A 17,287-nucleotide genomic window follows, 5' to 3' on the forward strand; every position below is an offset into this window, starting at 1 on the left:
TCCAGGGGGATGAGCCGTCCAGGCACGTCGGCGGGTCCGGGCGGAGGCGTCAAATGGTTCCTGTCAAAGATACAGATGGGCCGGCGAACTGCAACAGTGACCATCGCCTTTTCGTCCGGGCGGGTAGTCTGGGGCTCTGACCGGGGAGGTGACGTCGTGCTGGACATTCGGTTCTCCCGTGCCCTGCAGGCGATGCTCTACCTCGCCGCGGCCGCGGAGGGCGACGGGTCGACGGTCAGCTCCGGGCGGCTCGCCGAGGCCCTCGGGACGAACCCGAGCCTCGTACGCAGGCTGCTCGTACCGCTCGGGGCCGCGGGCCTGGTCGAGTCGACGAGGGGGCGCAGCGGTGGTGCCCGGCTGGCCCGGCCGGCCGGGGAGATCACCCTCGCCGAGATCCACCGCTGCGCGGTCGGGGAGAAGCCGCTCTGGGCGTGCAGCCCGGAGACCGAGCACGTCTGCCCGGTCACGCCGCACGCCGCGGCGTACTTCGCCGGGCTGACCGCCGACGTGGAGCAGGCGGTGCAGGCGTCGCTGGAGGGGCGGACGCTGGCCGACGCGCTGCGCGAGATGCGGGATCTGGAAAGCGTGCCGCGCTAACCGTCCAGAAAGTCCCTGACCAGGGCGTTCACCTCGTCCGGGGACTCCCGGTTCGACCAGTGGCCCCGCCCGGGCAGCAGCACGAACCGGGCGCCGGGCACGGCCTCGGCGGCCGCGCGCGTGGTCGCCACGGGGACGCCGGCGTCCCGGTCGCCCTGCACGAACAGCGCGGGGCAGCGGATCTCCGACAGCCGGGGGCGCAGGTCGACCCGCATCCGGCGGAACCCGATCGAGCCGTTCTGCCAGTCCGAGCTGCCCGCGTTCCCGGACCGGGCCTCGGCGAGGACGGCGTCGACGATCTCGTCCAGGTCGGGCACGCGGCCGGCGTCGCCGAACAGGGCACGGCGGGCGAACGCGGTGACCGCGGCCCGGCTGCGGAAGGCCAGGTTCGGCAGGGTCCGCGACAGCAGGGGCACCCGCGCGGTCAGCCACAGCAGCTGGTGCAGCCCGGGCGGGAAGCTCAGCGTCCCGGCCGGGGCCAGCGCGACGACCCGTTCCACCCGGTCGGGGTGCTCGATCGCGGTCGCCAGCGCGAGGGCGCCGCCCTGGGACAGCCCGACGACGGCGGCGCGCTCGATGCCGAGGTCGTCCAGCACGTCGACGAGCGTGCGCAGCAGCACCTCGTGGGTCGCCCGGCCGTGCCACGGTCGGCTGCGCCCCTGCTTCGGCCAGTCGGGGGCGACGACGCGGTGCTCGCGCGCGAGGTCGGGGATCAGGTGGCGCCAGCTGAGCAGCGCGTTGTCCAGGCCGGCGCCGGAGAGCAGCAGCACCGGCGGGCCGGCGTCGCCGGCGAGGTGGACGTGCAGGTCGCCCTCGGGACGGGGGATCACGTGGTCGCGCAGGTCGGTCATCGGTCGTCATCCTCGTCGCCCCACCCGCGTGCGGCCAGTGCCTCCCCGAGTGCGTCGGCGTGCCGCAGCGTGCGCACCAGGAAGGGCACCGCGAACGCCGTCGGCGACCGCTCCGCCCCACGGGCCCTCGCCGCCTCCCGGACCTGCCCGGCGATGCCGGACAGCGTGGCGATCGACTGGAGCGTCAGTCCGACGAGAAGGCCGAGGCGCTCCGGCGCCACCCCGAACCGGCGCAGCGGCCCGAGCCCGCGTTCCACGGCGCCGACCAGGTCGTCCACCCGGGTGGTGAGGGTGAACAGGGTCGCCGCACCCAGCGCGGCGACCAGACGCAGGACCACCACCAGCGTCCGTTCCGGGCCGATCAGCCACCACTGCACCGCGCCGAGCAGCAGTGCCAGCAGCGCCAGCGTGCGCAGCACCGGCCGGACCCGGTGCCACGGGATGCGGGCGAGCAGGTACCCGGCGGCGACGAGGGCGCACAGCGCGCCGAGCACCCGCGGGTCGCCGGTGAGCACCGTCCCGGCCGCGAGCGCCAGCACCACGAGCAGTGACGGCCCGGCCGGCGCCCGGTGCAGCGGGCTGGTGCCCGGTGAGTAGAGACCGAGCGGGGTCACGAGCCGCAGAGCCTGCGGTAGTACGCCACGGCCGGGCCCGGCTCGTCGTCGGCGACGACCCGGCCCCCGTCGAGGACGACGACGCGGTCGAACCCCGTCAGCAGGTCCAGGTCGTGGGTGGCGAGCAGGACCTGCTGGCGCAGCCCGGCGAGGCGGTCGGCGAAGGCCCGCTGGTTGCGCAGGTCGAGCAGGGTGGTCGGCTCGTCGCAGACCAGTACGTCCGGGTCGAGCACCAGCACCGCGGCCAGCGCGAGCAGCTGCTTCTGGCCGCCGGAGAGCTGGTGGGCGGGGTGCTCGACGTGGTCGCCGAGCCCGAACTCCGCGAGCGTCGCCTCGGCCCGCCGGGCGCGTTCGGCGCGGTCGCGCACGGTACGGCGCAGCGAGAACGCGACGTCCTCGCCCGCGGTCGGCATGACGATCTGGGAGTCCGGGTCGGAGAAGACGAACCCGACCCGGCGGCGGACGGCGGCGCCCTCGCGGGCGGGGTCGCGGCCGTCGACGGTCACGGTGCCCTCGGTCGGGGTGACCAGGCCGTTGACGGTGCGGGCCAGGGTGGACTTGCCGGAGCCGTTCGCGCCGACCAGCCCGATCCGGCGTTCGGGCAGGGCGAGGGTCACCTCCCGCAGCACGGTGCGCTCGCCGTAGCGGTGCCCGACGCCCGAGAACCCGATCACCGGACCACCCGCCAGCTCGTCGCGACGCCGAGGCCGCCGCCCGAGGACAGCGCGGCCAGCCCGGTCTCGCCGCGGCCCTGCACGACGAGCCGGTGGAACAGCCGGACGACCAGCACCGCGCCCGAGGCGCCCCAGGGATGGCCCAGGGCGATCGCGCCCCCGTCCGGGCTCGCCCGGTGCTCGTCGATCCCGGCGGCGTCGAGACAGGCCAGGGCCTGTCCGGCGAAGGCCTCGGTGAACTCGACGGCGTCCGGGGCGGCCGGTCGGTCGCGCAGTGCGGCGAGCGCCGGGACGGCGCCGAGGCCGAGGTCGGCGGGCGGGCAGCCGCGGGTGGCGGCCGAGACCAGCGCGAGCCCGGGCACGCCCAGCTCCCGCCGCCGCCACTCGGGCACCAGGGCGACGGCGGCGGCCCCGTCGTTCACCCCGCAGGAGTTCGCGGCGGTGTGGGCGCCGCCGGGGGTGAACGCGGGCCGGAACCGGGCCATGCGGTCGGCGGTGAAGCGCTCGCGGGGACGCTCGTCGGCGGTGCGGGACGCGACCGGGACGAGCTCGTCGTCGAAGCGGCCCGCCCGCTGCGCGTCGACGGCGCGGGCGTGGCTGCGGGCGGCGAACGCGTCGAGCCGGGCGCGGGACAGACCCGCCCGGGCGGCGACGTCGTCGGCGGCCGGACCCATGTCCGGGTCCGGGTCGCCTGCCGGGGCGAACGGCGCACGGGTGTAGACGGTGCCGTCGGCCCGGGTCCGGGTGGGCGCGGTCGACGGGGACTCGGCACCGCCCGCCAGGTACCCGACACCGTCGCCGGCGCGGACGGCCGCGGCGGCGGCGAGGATCGCGGACAGCCCGCTCGCGCACTGCCGGTCCACGGTCATGCCGGGCACGTCGTCGCCGAGCCCGGCGGCCAGCGCCGCGACCCGGGCCGGGTTGCCGCCGGGGCCGAAGACGTTGCCGAGGAGCACGTCGTCGACGTGGCCGCCGAGGGTCCCGGCCAGCGCCGCGAGGACGGGGGCCGCGAGCGCGTCGACGGTCACCGCCCGCAGCGACCCGCCCGCGGTGCCGATCGGGGTGCGTCGCGCGGCGACGACGACCGGGGTGGCGTCGTCGGGGCCGCTCACTCCGGGTCCCCGAGCGGTACGGCGTCCAGGCTGCCGTCGCGCAGGGCGGCGTCGACGGTGGCGCGGGCGGGCTTGCCCGATCCCAGCCGGGGCAGTGCGCGGGTGACCAGCCAGCGACGCGGGCGCTTCGCGGGGGACAGGGCGGTCCGGGCCGCGGCCCGCAGGGCGCGCCGGTCCGGGACGTCGTCGCGGGCCTCGACCACGGCGGTGACCACCATGCCCAGGGACGCGTGCGGGGTCCCGGCCACGACGACGTCGTCCACCCCCGGGACTCCCCGCAGCACCTGCTCGACCTCCTCGGCGGCGACCAGCGTCCCGCCGGAGGAGATGGTGGTGGCGGCGCGGCCGAGGACGGTCAGACCGCCGTCGGCGGTGAGCTCGGCACGGTCCGCGACGGTCGTCGGTCCGGGGGCGGCCGGTTCGAGCACGCCGCGGGTGAACCGGCCGCGCACCGACTGCGGGCTGTCCACCCACAGCACGCCGTCGTGCACGGCGAGCCGCACGCCCTCGACCGGGCGCAGCGGGCCGTCGTCGCGGCGGGTGGCGATCAGCGAGTGCTCGGCCGAGCCGTAGTACTCCAGCAGCGTGGTGGTGGGCAGCAGCCGCGCGCACCGCTCCCGGACCCCGGGCGCGACGTGCGCGCCGCCGCACACCACGACCCGCGGCACCTGACCGCCCGGACGGCGCTCCCGCTCGTCGAGCAGCGCGCTGAGCTGGGCGGGGACGAGGTGGACCGAACCGCCGTCGGGCAGGTCGGTCGGGTCGAGCCGGCCGCGGGTGACCAGGCCCAGGCCGTGGTGCAGGGCGTGCAGCGCCCCGAACAGGTACAGCGTCGACGACGGTGGCCCCGGCACGAGGACCGGGCCCGGCAGCCCGCCGAGGAGGTCGAACCCGATCCGCCAGGAGCGCCGGTCGCGGCCGAGCACGCTGGGGACACCCGTGCTCCCCGAGGTCGTCGGGAGCAGGAACAGCCCCGGTGTCCGCGGTCCCCCCTCGGCGGTCGCGGCCCGGCCGTCGGTACCGACGACGTGGTGCGGCGCGGCGTCGGCCAGCACCGCGGCGCGTTCCCGGACGGTCCAGCCGGTGTCGGCCAGCAGCGACGCCGCGCCCAGCCGGTCCGCGGCGAGCAGGTGGGGCAGGACCGCCCACCGGGCCCGGGTGGGGGTGTCGAGCACGACGCGTTCCCCGGCCCGCACGCCGAGCCGGGCCAGGCGCTCCCCGGCGACGGCGACGGCGTCGGCCAGCCCCCGGGGCAGCCACGGAGCGGGGACGACGGGCGCGGAGCCGTCGTCGTGGTCGGGGGGGGTCGACGCCGGGGGAGTCGATGCCGGTCCCGCTCACCGGACCCGGGGCTCGGACGACGCGGACCGGACCGGCAGCAGGTCCGGCAGGGCCCGGTGCACCAGCGACGCGACCAGCGCGGCCAGCACGATCTTGACCAGGTCACCGGGCACGAAGACCAGGGACTGCACGATCCCGCCGGTGACGTCCCCGATGTAGACGCCCAGCCAGGGCATGCCGATCACGTAGTCGGCGAGCAGCCCGGCCACGCAGGCCAGCAGCAGCACGGGCAGCGACCGCGACCGGAACCGCGTCACGACCAGGCCCGCGACCAGCGCGGACAGCAGCCAGCCGACGAGGAACCCGCCGCTGGGTCCGAAGAACGCGGCGCCGTTGCGGCCGCCCGACAGCAGCGGGAGCCCGACCGCGGTGAGCACCAGGAGCAGCGCGACCGACGCCGTGCCGAGCCGCCACCCGAGGATCACGCCGGCCAGGATCGGGCCGACGTTCTGCAGGACGATCGGCACCCCGGCCACTCCGGCGAAGCCGGGGAACAGCCCGAGGACGGCGATGAACGCGGCGAACACGACCACGCGGGCGAGATCGGCCGCGGGGAGCGCAGGACGGGATCCGGACACGCGCGAAGGGTAGGTCACGTCGGCGTGCCGGAGGTGCGTCGTGCGGGTTGCATCACGGCTCCGACCTGTCAGAGCACGCGGTGGAGTGTCCGGAATCCGTCGGCGTCGGGGGCGCCGGGCTCGCCGTAGCCCGCGCGGGCGAACAGCCGGGCCGAGGCGTCGTTGCCGGTGTGCACGACGGCGGTCACCGCGGTCCCGGCGCCGGTACAGGCCCGCAGCGCGTCCTCCCCGGCCCGCAGCATGGGCAGGGCCAGCCCCTCGCCACGACGCTCCGGGGCGACGGTGATCGAGACCTCCCAGCCGCTCCCGTCCCGGTCCCAGCGGACGGTGCCGACCGGCCCCCTGGCGTCGGCGACGACCAGGAGCAGCCGGTCGTCGCGGTCCAGCGAGCTGGCGAGCCAGCGGCGGTGGGTGGCGAGGTCGACCGCGTCGTGGCTGCGTGACCAGCGACGGGTGTCGGGGTCGTTGCGCCAGGCCAGCAGCAGCTCGGCGTCGCCGGGACGGGCGGGGCGGGCCCGGACCACCCGGGCGAGCACCCGGCCCTCGGCGGCGACGCGTGCCTCCCGGCCGCCGGACGTGCCCACCGCGGTGGCCACGGCGTCGACGACCCGGCCCGCGCCCTCGCCGTCGACGACGGTCGCGGCCCGGTCGGCGAGCGCGGCGCGGTCGCCCGGGCTGGTCAGCAGGGCACGCAGCACGGCCGCGGCGGCGGCCGGGTCGACGAGGTCCGCGGTCCCGCCCAGCCCGGCGGCGGCCCCGGCGTCGACGACGGTCCGGTAGCCCTCGGTCTGGTTGTCCGCGGCCCGGACCAGCGCCATCGGGACACCCACGCAGCACAGCTCCCACACCGTCGTCCCGGCCGCGCTGACGACGAGGTCGGCCTCGGCCATCGCGGCGGGCAGGTCGGGCAGCGGCGGCACCGCCCGGAACGTGGCCGGCCCGTCGGCGGGCAGGTCGAGGGGCCGCCCACCGGGGACGACGACGTCGACCTCGGCGGCGACGTCCGCGGCGGCGAGGGCGGCGACCACCCGGGGCAGCAGCCCGGCGGCGTCGGTCCCGCCCATGACGACCAGCACGCGGGGCGGCCCGGCGCCGGGGGCGTCGGCGGCGCGCAGGGCCCGCCGGGTGCGGGCACGGCGGGCGGTCAGCCGCAGCGGGGCGTAGCCGGGGCCGCGGAGCAGGACGGGGGAGCCGTCGTCGGGGCGGGGGTGGTCCTCGGCTCCCATGTTCGGGTCGACCACCACGTCACCGGGACGCCGGCCGGTCGCGAAGTCCTCCACGGTGGACAGCACGACCCCGGCGTCGTTCAGGGCCGGACGCAGGTCGTCGCCGAGCAGGTAGTGGTCGACGTGCACGGCGTCGATCCGGTGCTCACGGGCCAGCGCCGCGAGCCCGCCGGCGGTGTCGGCCGGGGGCAGGACGGGGCCGGGCTCCCGGACCAGCCCGGACCACAGCCAGCCCAGCCCGTCGAGCCGGCCCGACCAGAACACCTCGTGCCCGGACAGCAGCGCCGCCTCGGCGACCGCGGCACACCGCACCGCGTGCCCCACCCCCGTCGACGGTCCGGCGTCGCAGCGCAGCAGCAGACGCATCCCGCTCACCCCTCGGCGAGGGACTTCTGACGGACGTGCGCGTTGCGCTCCACCAGGTCCGGCCGCGACCGCAGCACATCGACGACCGTCCGCCACCCGGTGCGCCCGTCCAGGGCCTCGACCAGCCCGGTCAGGGCGTGCAGGTCGTCGACGGTGTCCAGGGTGACGCGCAGGTCGTCGGCGGCCGGGGCGACGACGAGCCCGAGGCAGCGGAACCGGTCCGGGTCTCCGTAGAGGCCGGAGGTCACGTGGATCCGGTCGTACCCGGTCGCGGTGCCGGCCAGCGCGCGCAGCGCGTCGACGCGGGCGAGCTCGACGTCCAGGCCGCGCGGCAGGGTGCGCACCAGGGTGGTGGCGACGTAGTCCTGCTCCGGCGCGGACCGCCAGGCCGCGGCGACCAGCGACACCAGCGCCGGGTCGAGCAGCGGGCAGTCCGCCGTCAGGCGCACCACGGCGTCGCAGGGGTGCTCGTCGACGGCCTGCACGAAGCGGGCCAGCACGTCGTCCTCGGAGCCGCGCACCGCCGGGACGCCGATCGTCGCGGCGCGCTCGGCCACGGCGTCGTCGCCCGGGGCGGTCGAGGTCGCGACCACGACCCGGTCGACGCCGGAGGCGGCGCGGGCGGCCGCGACCACCCGGTCGAGCACCGGTGTGCCGCCGAGATCGGTGAGCACCTTGCCCGGGAGCCGCGTCGACCCCGTCCGCGCCTGGATGACCGCGTTGACCCGCACCCGTACCTGCTTCGATTCGTCCGATCGATCGCGTGCCATCATGCCGGGCGGACGAAATTCCGCAGATCTGGAGGCGTGATGTCGGTACTCAAGGGCTCGTCGGTCCTGGTCACGGGCGGGACGGGGTCCTTCGGGAAGGCCTTCGTCCGCACCCTGCTCGACCGTTACGAGCCGCGCCGGCTGGTGATCCTCTCGCGCGACGAGCTCAAGCAGTACGAGTGCCGGTCGCTGTTCGACAACGACCCGCGGCTGCGCTGGTTCCTCGGTGACGTCCGGGACCAGCCGCGCCTGCGCCGCGCGATGCACGGCGTCGACTACGTCGTGCACGCCGCCGCGCTCAAGCAGGTGGACACGGCCGAGTACAACCCGTTCGAGTTCATCCGGACCAACGTCGAGGGCTCGCAGAACGTCGTCGAGGCCGCGATCGACGCCGGGGTGAAGAAGGTCGTCGCGCTGTCCACGGACAAGGCGTCGAGCCCGATCAACCTCTACGGCGCCACCAAGCTGTGCGCGGACCGGCTGTTCGTGAGCGCGAACCACTACGCCGCCGCCTACGAGACCCGGTTCGCCGTGGTCCGCTACGGCAACGTGCTCGGCAGCCGCGGGTCGGTCGTCCCGCTGTTCAAGAAGCTCGCCGCCGACGGCCAGTCGCTGCCGATCACCGACAAGCGGATGACCCGGTTCTGGATCACCCTGCCGGACGCGGTGCAGTTCGTCATCGACTCCTTCGACGCGATGCAGGGCGGCGAGCTGTACGTGCCGCGCATCCCGTCGATGCGGATGACCGACCTCGCCGAGGCCATCGCCCCCGGCGCCGCGACCCACGAGATCGGGATCCGACCGGGCGAGAAGCTGCACGAGGAGATGATCGCCGCGGACGACTCGCGGCGGACCCTCAAGCTGGCCGACCGCTACGTCGTCGAGCCCTACATCGCCGGCTGGGGCTACACCTCCCCGGCCGACGGCGAACCGGTCCCGGACGGGCAGGCGTACCGGTCGGACACCAACGACCTGTGGCTGTCCCCCGAGCAGCTGCGCGCGATGGTCGAGGCGCTCGACTGATGGGCGGCGCCTGATGCTCCCCTACGGCCGGCAGTCGATCTCGTCGGAGGACGTCGAGGCGGTCACGGCGGTCCTCGGGACCGACTGGTTGACCACCGGCCCGGCCGTGACCCGGTTCGAGGACGACCTCGCGGCCGTCTGCGGGAACCCCGCGGTGGCCGTGACCAGCGGGACCGCGGCGCTGCACGTCGCCTACGCCGCGGCCGGGGTCGGCCCGGGCCAGGACGTGGTGGTCGCCCCGCTGACCTTCGTCGCGACGGCGAGCGCCGCGGCCCTGCTCGGCGCGAACGTCGTGTTCGCCGACGTCAGCCCGGACACCGGGAACCTCGACCCGGACGCGGCGAAGGCCGCGCTGACACCGAACACGACCGTCGTGGCCGGGGTCGACTACGCCGGCCACCCGATCGACACGGGACCGCTGCGGTCGCTGGCACACGACGCCGGCGCCCTGCTGCTGGAGGACGCCGCGCACTCCGTGGGCGGCACCTGGCACGGCCGCCCGGTCGGTGACCTGGCCGACCTGACCACGCTGAGCTTCTTCCCGACCAAGAACCTCACCACCGCCGAGGGCGGCGCGGTCGTGTCCCCGCGCGAGGACCTCGTGGCGGGTGCCCGGTCGTTCCGCAACCACGGCCTCGTCCGCGACAAGGACGCGCAGCGCTTCCCCGACGAGGGCCCGTGGCACCAGGAGGTGCACGCGTTCGGGCTGAACTACCGGCTGCCCGACCTGCTCGCCGCGCTCGGATCCTCCCAGCTCACCCGGCTGGCCGCGTTCACCGCGCGGCGCAGGGAGATCCACGCCCGCTACGACGCCGCGCTCGCCGACGTGCCCGAGGTCCGCACCCCGGTCCGTCGCAACGGCGCCGAGCCCGCCTGGCACCTCTACCCGCTGCGCGTGCTCGACGGCCGCCGCCGCGCGCTGTTCGAGTACCTGCGCGAGCACGGCATCGGGGTGCAGGTCAACTACATCCCCGCCTACTGGCACCCGGTCTTCGCCGACCTCGGCCATCGCCGCGGCCTGTGCCCGAACGCCGAGGAGTACTACTCCCAGCAGATCTCGCTGCCGTTGTTCCCCGATCTCGCCGACGCCGACGTCGACCGGGTCGCCGGTCTGGTGCGCACCTTCTTCGGACACAGCGGGTGACCTCGGTGGACGCGAGTCGCGAGGTGCTGGGGCGCGGCTCGCTCTACACCCTCGGCAGCGTCGCACCGATCCTCGCCAACGTCGTCGTCACCCCGTTCGTGACCCGGCTGCTCGGCGACGCCGAGTACGGCGTCGTCGCGGTCGGGCTGATCCTCGTGCAGGTCGGCGCGATGGTCGTCGGGTTCGGGCTGGCGTCGTCGATCACCCGGCACGGGATCCTGGAGAGCTCCGGCGCCGACGGCGCACGCGCCCTGGTGCTGCAGGGCAGCGCGCTGTCGCTGGTGGTGGTCGTCGTCGCGGTGCTGGCCGGTCCCTGGTGGAGCCTCCCGGTGCTGTCGGTGCCCTGGCGGGCCGGCCTGGTCTTCGCCGGGCTGGCCGCGGCCGGTTTCGTGGTGGTGCTCAACGCCCAGGCGTTCCTGCGGGTGCAGGACCGGCCGGTGCCGTTCGTCGTCATGTCCGGGGTGGCGACGCTCGGCGGACCGCTCGCCGGGCTCGCGCTCGTCGCGTGGCGGGCGAGCGACGCCGACGACTACCTGTTCGGCCTGCTGCTCGGCTACCTCGCGGCCGCGGTGATCGGGCTCGTGCTCGCGCTGCGCGGCGGCCGCCCGCGCACCGCGCGGGGCGACTTCGGCCGGGCGCTGCGGATCGGGCTGCCCGCCGTCCCGCACCTGGTCGCGCTGCTGCTCGTGCAGAACGCGCTCGTGCTGATCGTGAGTCGTTACTTCGGGGTCGCCGACGGCGGCCGCATGCAGATCGCGCTGCTCCTCGGCTCCGCCCCCGCCATGATCGTCTCCGCGCTGAACAACGCCTGGGCGCCGGTCATCTACCGGACCGCCCCCGATGCCCGCGGCGCCGCGCTGGAATGCACCGCCCGCGACGTCGGCGTCGTCACCGCCGCACTGGCCGGCGGGGTCGCGCTGCTCGCCCCGTTCCTGCTGCGGATCCTCGCCCCGGCCTCGTTCGCCCCCGAGCAGCTGGTGCCGGTCACCGCGGTCGCGACGCTCGGCGCCGTGGTGAGCGTCGTCTACCTGGCCAACGTGCACCTGGTGTTCGCGTCCGGCCGCAGCGGCGGGCTCGCCATCGCGAGCCCGGTCAGCCTGGTGCTCGGGGTGGTCGCGGCGGTGCTGCTCGCCCGGACCGGGTCGCTGACCGCGGTCGCCGCCGGGTTCCCGCTGATCTATCTGGCCCTGGCGGCCGGGACGTCGCTGCTGCGTCGGCGGGTGTCACCGACCCGCTGGCGGGAGGCGGTGCTGGCCGGGCCGCTGGCCGTCGGCGTCGTCGTGTGCGGGGCCGGGGTGCTGCTGCCGTCCGACGGCGCGCTGTGGCTGTCGGTGCGGTTCGTACTGGCCGCGCTGCTCGGGGTGGCCCTGCTGGTGCTGGTCCGCCGGATCTTCCGACCGTCATGATCGCCGGGAGTGGAGCGCGGGGAGCAGTCGGCTGCGTCCTCCGCTCCGCTCCGCTCCCGGCGATCATGGTCAGGCGTCGAGGGGCTCCTCGGTCGCGATCGGCGTGGGCAGTCCGCGCGGCAGCGGCTTCGGCAGCGCGGCCAGCGGGTGGCGCAGCCACAGCAGCGGGTTCGAGCTGCCCGCCGACATGGCCTGCGTGCTGGCCGCGGAGCGCTGGGTCAGCCCGAGCACCATCGCGGCCTTCGCCAGCGGCGACGCCGCGTAGTACTGCAGGCCGGGCCCGACGCTCGGGGTGCGGCCCCAGCCGAGCACGGTGCGCAGCGCGTCCGGGTCGAGCAGGTGCTCGGCGCCGAGCTCGCGGCGGGCGAGCGCGGTCGCGGCGGCGTCGGCCTCCGCGGCGCCGGACTCCGGGCGGGCCCCGTCGGTGGGATCGACCGTGTGGAACTCCGGCCAGGTCGCGCGCAGCTCGTCCACCGCCGACGACGACTGGGCCCCGAACGTCAGCGGGTCACCCCACACCCCGGCGGGGGTGCCGACGGCGGCCGCGTACAGCACGGCCGTCGACAGCCGGTTCGACGAGACCCGGCTCGCGTTCCCGACCAGGTGCATGATCCGCAGCAGGAAGTGCGGGTCGTCGCGCCGCCCGGCGGTGACCAGGGTGTGCCCGGCGTCGCGCCAGGCGGTGGTGATCTCCGGGTCGGTCATGTCCTCGTGGTGCAGGCACACCGTCGACGGGCCGTCGACCCTCGCGACCTGACGAGCGAGGTCGGCGTGCGTGCCGGTCACGCGGACGAGCCGGGTGCCGTGGAACGGGACGAACACCGGCCCGAGCCGGTCCGACGGCGTCCAGCCCTGCGCGCGCAGCAGCGCCTCCAGGTAGAGCACCGGGGCACCGATCGGCGTGGTCTCGCGGTCCTCGTCGGCGGGGGACCAGCCGCGGCAGCCGTGCGACCACACCAGCAGCCGTCGCCGGCGGGGGTCGGTGCCGACCGTCGGGAAGTCCGCGAAGTGCGCGGCGACGGGGGAGACCGCGGTCCAGCCGTGCTGCAGCAGACCGGCGATGTGCCGGGGCCGGGACAGTCCGGCGTAGGCGGCGAGGACGGCCGAGTGGCCGTAGTAGTGGTTCTGGATGTCCATCGCCGTGCTCCGGGTCGTGGCTGGTGTCGTGGCCGGTGAGGCCGGGTGATCCTAGCCAGGGTGCGGCTCGCTACCGTCGGGCGCGTGCCCGTCGACGTGATGCTCCCCTTCTACGGCGACCCGGAGCTCCTGCGCCGCGCGGTCCGCAGCGTGCAGGCCCAGCGCCGCACCGACTGGCGGCTCACCGTCGTCGACGACGGCTACCCCGACGACTCGATCGGGCCCTGGTTCGCGGGCCTGGGCGACGACCGGATCCGGTACCGCCGCAACGCGACGCGGCTCGGCGCGCAGCCGAACAACCGGTACTGCATCGAGGCGGTCGAGCTGCCGTACTTCGTGATGATGGGCGCCGACGACCTGATGGAGCCCGACTACCTCGACACCGTCCTGGCGCTGCACGAGCGCTGGCCGGACGCCGCGGTGGTGCAGCCGGGCGTGGCCGTGATGGACGCCGACGACCGTCCGGTTCGCCCGCTCGCCGACCGGGTCAAGGCGCTGCTCGCGCCGTCCGGATCCGGCCCGCGGGCGGTCGGCGGCGAGGACCTTCTGGTGAGCCTGCTGCGGGGGAACTGGCTGTACAACCCGTCGCTGTGCTGGCGGACCGACGCGGTGGCGCAGGTCGCGCTTCCGGAGTCCGCGGACGTGTTCGACCTGGCGCTGCCGGTCGCGGTGATCGCCGACGGCGGGACGATGGTCGTCGACGACCACGTCTGCTTCCGCTACCGGCGGCACCGCTCCAGCGACTCGGGATCGGGTGCGGTCGCCGGGAACCGGTTCGCCGAGGAGCGCCGCTACTTCGCGGCGGAGGCGGACCGGATGGAGGCCCGGGGTCTGCCCCGTGCCGCCCGTGCCGCCCGCGCGCACGTGTCGTCGCGGCTCAACGCCGCCGTCCAGCTGCCCGGGGCGGTGCTGCGCCGCGACGCCGCCGCGCTGCGTGCCCTGGCCGGGCACACCCTCGGCCTCAGCTGATGCCGAGGATCCGCTCCAGCCAGCGGGAGTAGCCGGGGTCGAGGCGGGCGTCGGTGACCGCGCGACCCTCGGCGAGGCGCCGGTCCAGCGCCGCCCTCACCTGCGGGGCGACGTCCGGCTTCGCGAACACGAGCTGGAAGTACTCGGGGCGCATCTGCGCGACGCCGACGAGCTCGCGGCCGGCGAGCACCCGTGTGAGGTCGGTGCGCCACGACCCCGGCGGCGGCACCGGCGAGGAGCTGGTGACCACCACGACCTGCGGGTCGTCGGCCAGCAGCACGTCGGTGGGGTTCGCGCCGTGCGCGATCCGTTCGTCGTTGAGTCCGATGTAGTCCGTGGTCCGCCAACCGGAGAAGTACGGCATCGCGCCGGCGTCGGACACCGCGAGGGTCCGCTCGCCGGCCGGGAGGTCGGTGTCGGCGAGGGCGAGCCCGATCGCGATGTGGGAGCGACGCAGGTCGTCGCCGTAGTTGACCATGGTCCGGGCGTCCGGGGCGAGGACGCCCGCCGCCGCCGTCCACACGACCCCGACCGCGGCGGCACCGGCCGCGACCCGCCGGACCTCGACGGTGTCCAGTGCCCACGCCGCGGCCAGGCAGAGCATCGGGAACCCGTGCCAGGCGAACCGGGACAGGTAGTCCATCGCGGGCGCCGACAGCGCCGGGATGATCCACAGCGCGGTGCAGCTCGCCAGCACCAGCGCGGCCGGGGCCGCGGTGCGCGGCCGCAGCAGTGCCGCGACGGCGAGCGCGAGCAGCGGGAGCAGGGTGGCCGCCGTCGTCTGGATCCAGCGGCCGTCGGTGGCGGCCTCCACCCCGACCTTCACGTAGAACGTGTTCGGCAGCAGGTGCCCGAAGTACGTCCATCGCGCGGCCAGGTAGACACCGCCGACCACCGCGGCGCCCGCTGTCGCGACCCACACCGACCGGTCGGTGCGCCGCACCCACAGGAGCACCGACAGGGCGGGCAGCACGCCGAGCACGCCGTCCGGGCGCAGCGTCCCCGCGAGCAGCAGCAGGGCCGGGATCTCCCAGCTCCGCACCGCCGCGTCCCGGTCGCGCAGCAGCCGGGCCGCCAGCACCGTCGCGCGCAGCACGACCAGTGCGAACGGCGCGGTCTCCAGGCCGGAGTCGACGTGCACCCAGGTCGGCAGGAACAGCACGAACGAGCCGGCCGCGAGCACCGCACCCGAGCGGGTCCGCGGCTCGGTGATTAGTACCCACACGATCGCCGCGGCACACGCGGCCGCGGTCAGCTTCGAGACCACCGGCAGCGGCACGCCGAGCCACACCCACGGTGCGTGCCACACCATCCAGGTGAAGTTCGTGAACCCCTCCACCGGGTCCTGGCCGGGGTTCCAGGTCGGGCCGGAGCCGTGCGCGAGTTTCGCGCTGTAGCGGTAGGTGATGTACGCGTCGTCGACGGTCACCGACCAGCACGCCCACACCCCGACCGCGAGCGCGACGATCGCGGCGGCCAGCAGCACCGGCCGGTCGGTCGGCCACCGGCGGGCGCGCGCGGCCGGGTCGCGGCGGCGCCCCGTCGGCCACCCCTCGGACGGGGTGTCCGCGGTGTCGCGGTCGTCGGTCGCGGTCGACATGTGCGCGATTCTCGCGCACCGACGAGATCGCGGCCTCAGGGCACCGCGGGGACGCCGGCCCGCACCAGCACCGCGTACGGGCCGACGTCGCGCCGCTGCCAGGCCGGGTCGTCGAACAGCTGCGGTGCGAACACCGCGGGGTCGGCACCCTGGCGGGGGTCGGGGAAGCGGTCCTGCGCCAGCGGCAGCCGCAGCGTCCCGTCGGCGGCCCGTTCCAGCACGAACACCGACGGCGCCCGCACCGGGCCGCGGTCCAGCGCGGCGAGCAGTCGGCCCGGGTCGGTCGCGGCCGCCCACCGGCGGAGCTCGTCGGTGCGGGCCGGGTAGTCGGCGAGCGGGTTCGCGTACTGCGGCTGCGAGGCCTGGAACGCGAAGTACGGCGTGTAGCTGAGCAGGGTCGCGTTCGCGCTCGCGACGACGACCTCCCGCGGCGGGCGACCGGTGAGACCGTCGATCGTGGTGCGCAGGTCCCCGAGCCAGGCGTTCGCGTCGGCCGGGTCCCGCGAGCCGTCGGGCCGCGTCCCGTCGGGGCGGTAGTCCTGTGCCGTCCCGGTCCACGCGTAGTCCTGCGGGACCGACTGCACCTGCCCGACGACGACCGCCGCGCCCAGCACGGTCACGACCGTCGCCGTGGCCCCCACCCGTGCCCCGCCCGCGCGCAGCCGCCCGACCACCTCGGCGACGGCCCACACCGCTCCGCAGGCCAGCGCCGCGGTCAGGATCGGCTGGATCCGGAAGGCCAGCAGCGTCGTCCCGGCGGCGAGCGCGACCGTCGAGAGCAGGTACCAGGCGTAGCCGCAGAGCGCGGTGACCGCCAGCGCCCTGGCCACCGTCGAGGTGCGGGCGCGGACCACGATCCACACCGTCCCGACCAGGCACAGCGCGCCGACGGGGGTCGCCTCCAGCATCGGCAGCGGCCACTGGGCGCCCGCCTCGGCGAGGAAGTGCTGGCCCGCGCTGTAGGTGGGCCTCCCGGACGAGGCGAGCACGTAGGGCAGCCAGTGCACCATGGCCGGTGGCAGCGCCGCGGCGAGGACCACCGCCACGGTCGTGCCGAGCCCGGCCGGGCCGGTCGTGCGGGTGACGAGGCCGTCCACCGCGAGCACGGCCAGGACGAATCCCGCGAAGGCCAGGATCTGGGTGTGGGAGACGGCGGCCAGGCCGAGTACGAGGCCGACCAGGAGTGCGGTGCGGACCCAGGCCCCGCGCCGCCGCACCAGCCGCAGCCCGAGCACGGCCAGCGGCGGGACGAGTGCCGCGGTCAGCCACGAGTACGGCGAGTACGCGGCCAGCGTCACGAACCCGGCCAGGGTGGTGGCGACGGCGGCCCCGACCGCCCGCGGCCGGGACGTCACCAGCGCCCACAACGCGTAGGTCAGCACGGCGGTGACCGCCAGCGTCGCGATCGAGTACGGCTTGTGGAACGCCCAGGCGTCGACGCCCAGCAGCGCCGCCGCCCGCCCCCCGAGCCAGAACCACGCGGCCGGGTAGTACGGCGGCATGTCCGCGTAGGCGAAGTCCGCGAGCCGCGCCGAGTCCGCGAACCGGGTCAGGAACGCGACCCGGAACTGCTGGTCGCCGCCGACCCCGAACAGGTAGTGCGGGGTGTTCGCCAGGAACAGCGTCAGCGGCACCGTGGGCAGTGCCGCCAGCCCCACCCACGCCAGCGGCGCGGCGACCAGCGGGGACCGGACCCACACCGCGGCCGCGAGCACCGCCGCGACGAGCGCCCCGCCGGTCGCGGTGAGCGCCAGGCCCACGTTCGACCCGGCCGGGACGGTGATCCGGTCGGCGACCAGCAGCCCGACGGCCACCACCCCGACGGCGACGACCGGGCCGACGACCAGGTCGGCCGCGGCGAGGAGCCGTCGCGCCACGG

Annotated in this window: 16 protein-coding genes; 5 read left to right on the forward strand and 11 right to left on the reverse strand. The window is 76.0% G+C overall.

Annotation, left to right across the window (positions count from 1 at the left end):
• Nucleotides 1-156 precede the first annotated feature (156 nt).
• Entirely contained in the window at nt 157-597 is a 441-nt protein-coding gene (locus Ae717Ps2_RS27605) for an Rrf2 family transcriptional regulator (protein WP_020626834.1), read from the forward strand.
• Here the strand turns inward: Ae717Ps2_RS27605 and Ae717Ps2_RS27610 are convergent.
• The 8 genes from Ae717Ps2_RS27610 to Ae717Ps2_RS27645 all read right to left on the reverse strand — a co-directional run bounded on the left by Ae717Ps2_RS27610 (nt 594) and on the right by Ae717Ps2_RS27645 (nt 8,090).
• Nucleotides 594-1,448: an alpha/beta fold hydrolase gene (locus Ae717Ps2_RS27610; protein WP_075309169.1), complete on the reverse strand. Its 855-nt coding sequence runs from the start codon at nt 1,446-1,448 to the stop codon at nt 594-596. The two genes, Ae717Ps2_RS27605 and Ae717Ps2_RS27610, sit on opposite strands and share 4 nt — an antisense overlap.
• Nucleotides 1,445-2,062 carry an energy-coupling factor transporter transmembrane protein EcfT gene (locus Ae717Ps2_RS27615; RefSeq protein ID WP_075309167.1) on the reverse strand — a complete coding sequence of 206 codons (618 nt, stop codon included), beginning with the start codon at nt 2,060-2,062 and terminating at the stop codon, nt 1,445-1,447. Before Ae717Ps2_RS27615 ends, Ae717Ps2_RS27610 begins: the two co-directional genes overlap by 4 nt.
• On the reverse strand, nt 2,059-2,736 hold the full coding sequence (locus Ae717Ps2_RS27620) for an energy-coupling factor ABC transporter ATP-binding protein (protein ID WP_075309165.1): 678 nt from the start codon (nt 2,734-2,736) through the stop codon (nt 2,059-2,061). Before Ae717Ps2_RS27620 ends, Ae717Ps2_RS27615 begins: the two co-directional genes overlap by 4 nt.
• Nucleotides 2,733-3,848 (reverse strand): thiolase family protein, encoded by a 1,116-nt coding sequence (locus tag Ae717Ps2_RS27625; RefSeq protein ID WP_075309163.1) that lies wholly within the window; start codon nt 3,846-3,848, stop codon nt 2,733-2,735. The genes Ae717Ps2_RS27620 and Ae717Ps2_RS27625 overlap by 4 nt, the downstream gene beginning before the upstream one ends.
• Nucleotides 3,845-5,023 carry a hypothetical protein gene (locus Ae717Ps2_RS27630; protein ID WP_233147695.1) on the reverse strand — a complete coding sequence of 393 codons (1,179 nt, stop codon included), beginning with the start codon at nt 5,021-5,023 and terminating at the stop codon, nt 3,845-3,847. Before Ae717Ps2_RS27630 ends, Ae717Ps2_RS27625 begins: the two co-directional genes overlap by 4 nt.
• 162 nt (nt 5,024-5,185) lie before the next feature.
• The gene (locus tag Ae717Ps2_RS27635; protein ID WP_075309161.1) at nt 5,186-5,767 is read right to left on the reverse strand and encodes a biotin transporter BioY; all 582 of its coding nucleotides are present in this window, start codon (nt 5,765-5,767) and stop codon (nt 5,186-5,188) included.
• 68 nt (nt 5,768-5,835) lie between these two features.
• Nucleotides 5,836-7,359: a bifunctional UDP-2,4-diacetamido-2,4,6-trideoxy-beta-L-altropyranose hydrolase/GNAT family N-acetyltransferase gene (locus Ae717Ps2_RS27640; protein ID WP_075334057.1), complete on the reverse strand. Its 1,524-nt coding sequence runs from the start codon at nt 7,357-7,359 to the stop codon at nt 5,836-5,838.
• 5 nt (nt 7,360-7,364) lie between these two features.
• On the reverse strand, nt 7,365-8,090 hold the full coding sequence (locus Ae717Ps2_RS27645; protein ID WP_233147696.1) for a cytidylyltransferase domain-containing protein: 726 nt from the start codon (nt 8,088-8,090) through the stop codon (nt 7,365-7,367).
• A 78-nt stretch (nt 8,091-8,168) separates the two neighbouring features.
• Here Ae717Ps2_RS27645 and pseB point away from each other — a divergent pair, with 78 nt between their 5' ends.
• Genes pseB through Ae717Ps2_RS27660 form a run of 3 tightly spaced genes read left to right on the forward strand, consistent with a single transcriptional unit; the run spans nt 8,169 to nt 11,702 of the window.
• Entirely contained in the window at nt 8,169-9,152 is a 984-nt protein-coding gene (gene pseB, locus Ae717Ps2_RS27650; protein WP_075309157.1) for a UDP-N-acetylglucosamine 4,6-dehydratase (inverting), read from the forward strand.
• A gap of 13 nt (nt 9,153-9,165) precedes the next feature.
• A complete protein-coding gene (locus Ae717Ps2_RS27655; protein ID WP_075309155.1) occupies nt 9,166-10,296 on the forward strand; it encodes a DegT/DnrJ/EryC1/StrS aminotransferase family protein in 1,131 nt (376 codons plus the stop codon).
• A 5-nt stretch (nt 10,297-10,301) separates the two neighbouring features.
• A complete protein-coding gene (locus Ae717Ps2_RS27660) occupies nt 10,302-11,702 on the forward strand; it encodes a lipopolysaccharide biosynthesis protein (RefSeq protein ID WP_158071551.1) in 1,401 nt (466 codons plus the stop codon).
• Between the two features lie 69 nt (nt 11,703-11,771).
• Here the strand turns inward: Ae717Ps2_RS27660 and Ae717Ps2_RS27665 are convergent, their stop codons facing one another.
• Nucleotides 11,772-12,839 (reverse strand): hypothetical protein, encoded by a 1,068-nt coding sequence (locus Ae717Ps2_RS27665; RefSeq protein WP_075309151.1) that lies wholly within the window; start codon nt 12,837-12,839, stop codon nt 11,772-11,774.
• A gap of 84 nt (nt 12,840-12,923) precedes the next feature.
• Here Ae717Ps2_RS27665 and Ae717Ps2_RS27670 point away from each other — a divergent pair, with 84 nt between their 5' ends.
• A complete protein-coding gene (locus tag Ae717Ps2_RS27670) occupies nt 12,924-13,808 on the forward strand; it encodes a glycosyltransferase family 2 protein (protein WP_075309149.1) in 885 nt (294 codons plus the stop codon).
• Here the strand turns inward: Ae717Ps2_RS27670 and Ae717Ps2_RS27675 are convergent.
• Nucleotides 13,801-15,408, reverse strand: coding sequence for a hypothetical protein (locus tag Ae717Ps2_RS27675; protein WP_075309147.1), 1,608 nt, complete (start codon nt 15,406-15,408; stop codon nt 13,801-13,803). The genes Ae717Ps2_RS27670 and Ae717Ps2_RS27675 overlap by 8 nt on opposite strands.
• A 35-nt stretch (nt 15,409-15,443) precedes the next feature.
• Nucleotides 15,444-17,285, reverse strand: coding sequence for an arabinofuranosyltransferase (locus Ae717Ps2_RS37485; protein WP_158071552.1), 1,842 nt, complete (start codon nt 17,283-17,285; stop codon nt 15,444-15,446).
• Between the last annotated feature and the right edge of the window lie 2 nt (nt 17,286-17,287).

The organism is Pseudonocardia sp. Ae717_Ps2 (assembly GCF_001932475.1).
Classification (GTDB): Bacteria; Actinomycetota; Actinomycetes; order Mycobacteriales; family Pseudonocardiaceae; genus Pseudonocardia.

Coding starts and splice junctions, on each gene's coding strand:
- Ae717Ps2_RS27610 (WP_075309169.1), bottom strand. CDS start 1,448: ATGACCGACCTGCGCGACCACGTGATCCCCCGTCCCGAGGGCGACCTG.
- Ae717Ps2_RS27655 (WP_075309155.1), top strand. CDS start 9,166: ATGCTCCCCTACGGCCGGCAGTCGATCTCGTCGGAGGACGTCGAGGCG.
- pseB (WP_075309157.1), top strand. CDS start 8,169: ATGTCGGTACTCAAGGGCTCGTCGGTCCTGGTCACGGGCGGGACGGGG.
- Ae717Ps2_RS27675 (WP_075309147.1), bottom strand. CDS start 15,408: ATGTCGACCGCGACCGACGACCGCGACACCGCGGACACCCCGTCCGAG.
- Ae717Ps2_RS27665 (WP_075309151.1), bottom strand. CDS start 12,839: ATGGACATCCAGAACCACTACTACGGCCACTCGGCCGTCCTCGCCGCC.
- Ae717Ps2_RS27640 (WP_075334057.1), bottom strand. CDS start 7,359: ATGCGTCTGCTGCTGCGCTGCGACGCCGGACCGTCGACGGGGGTGGGG.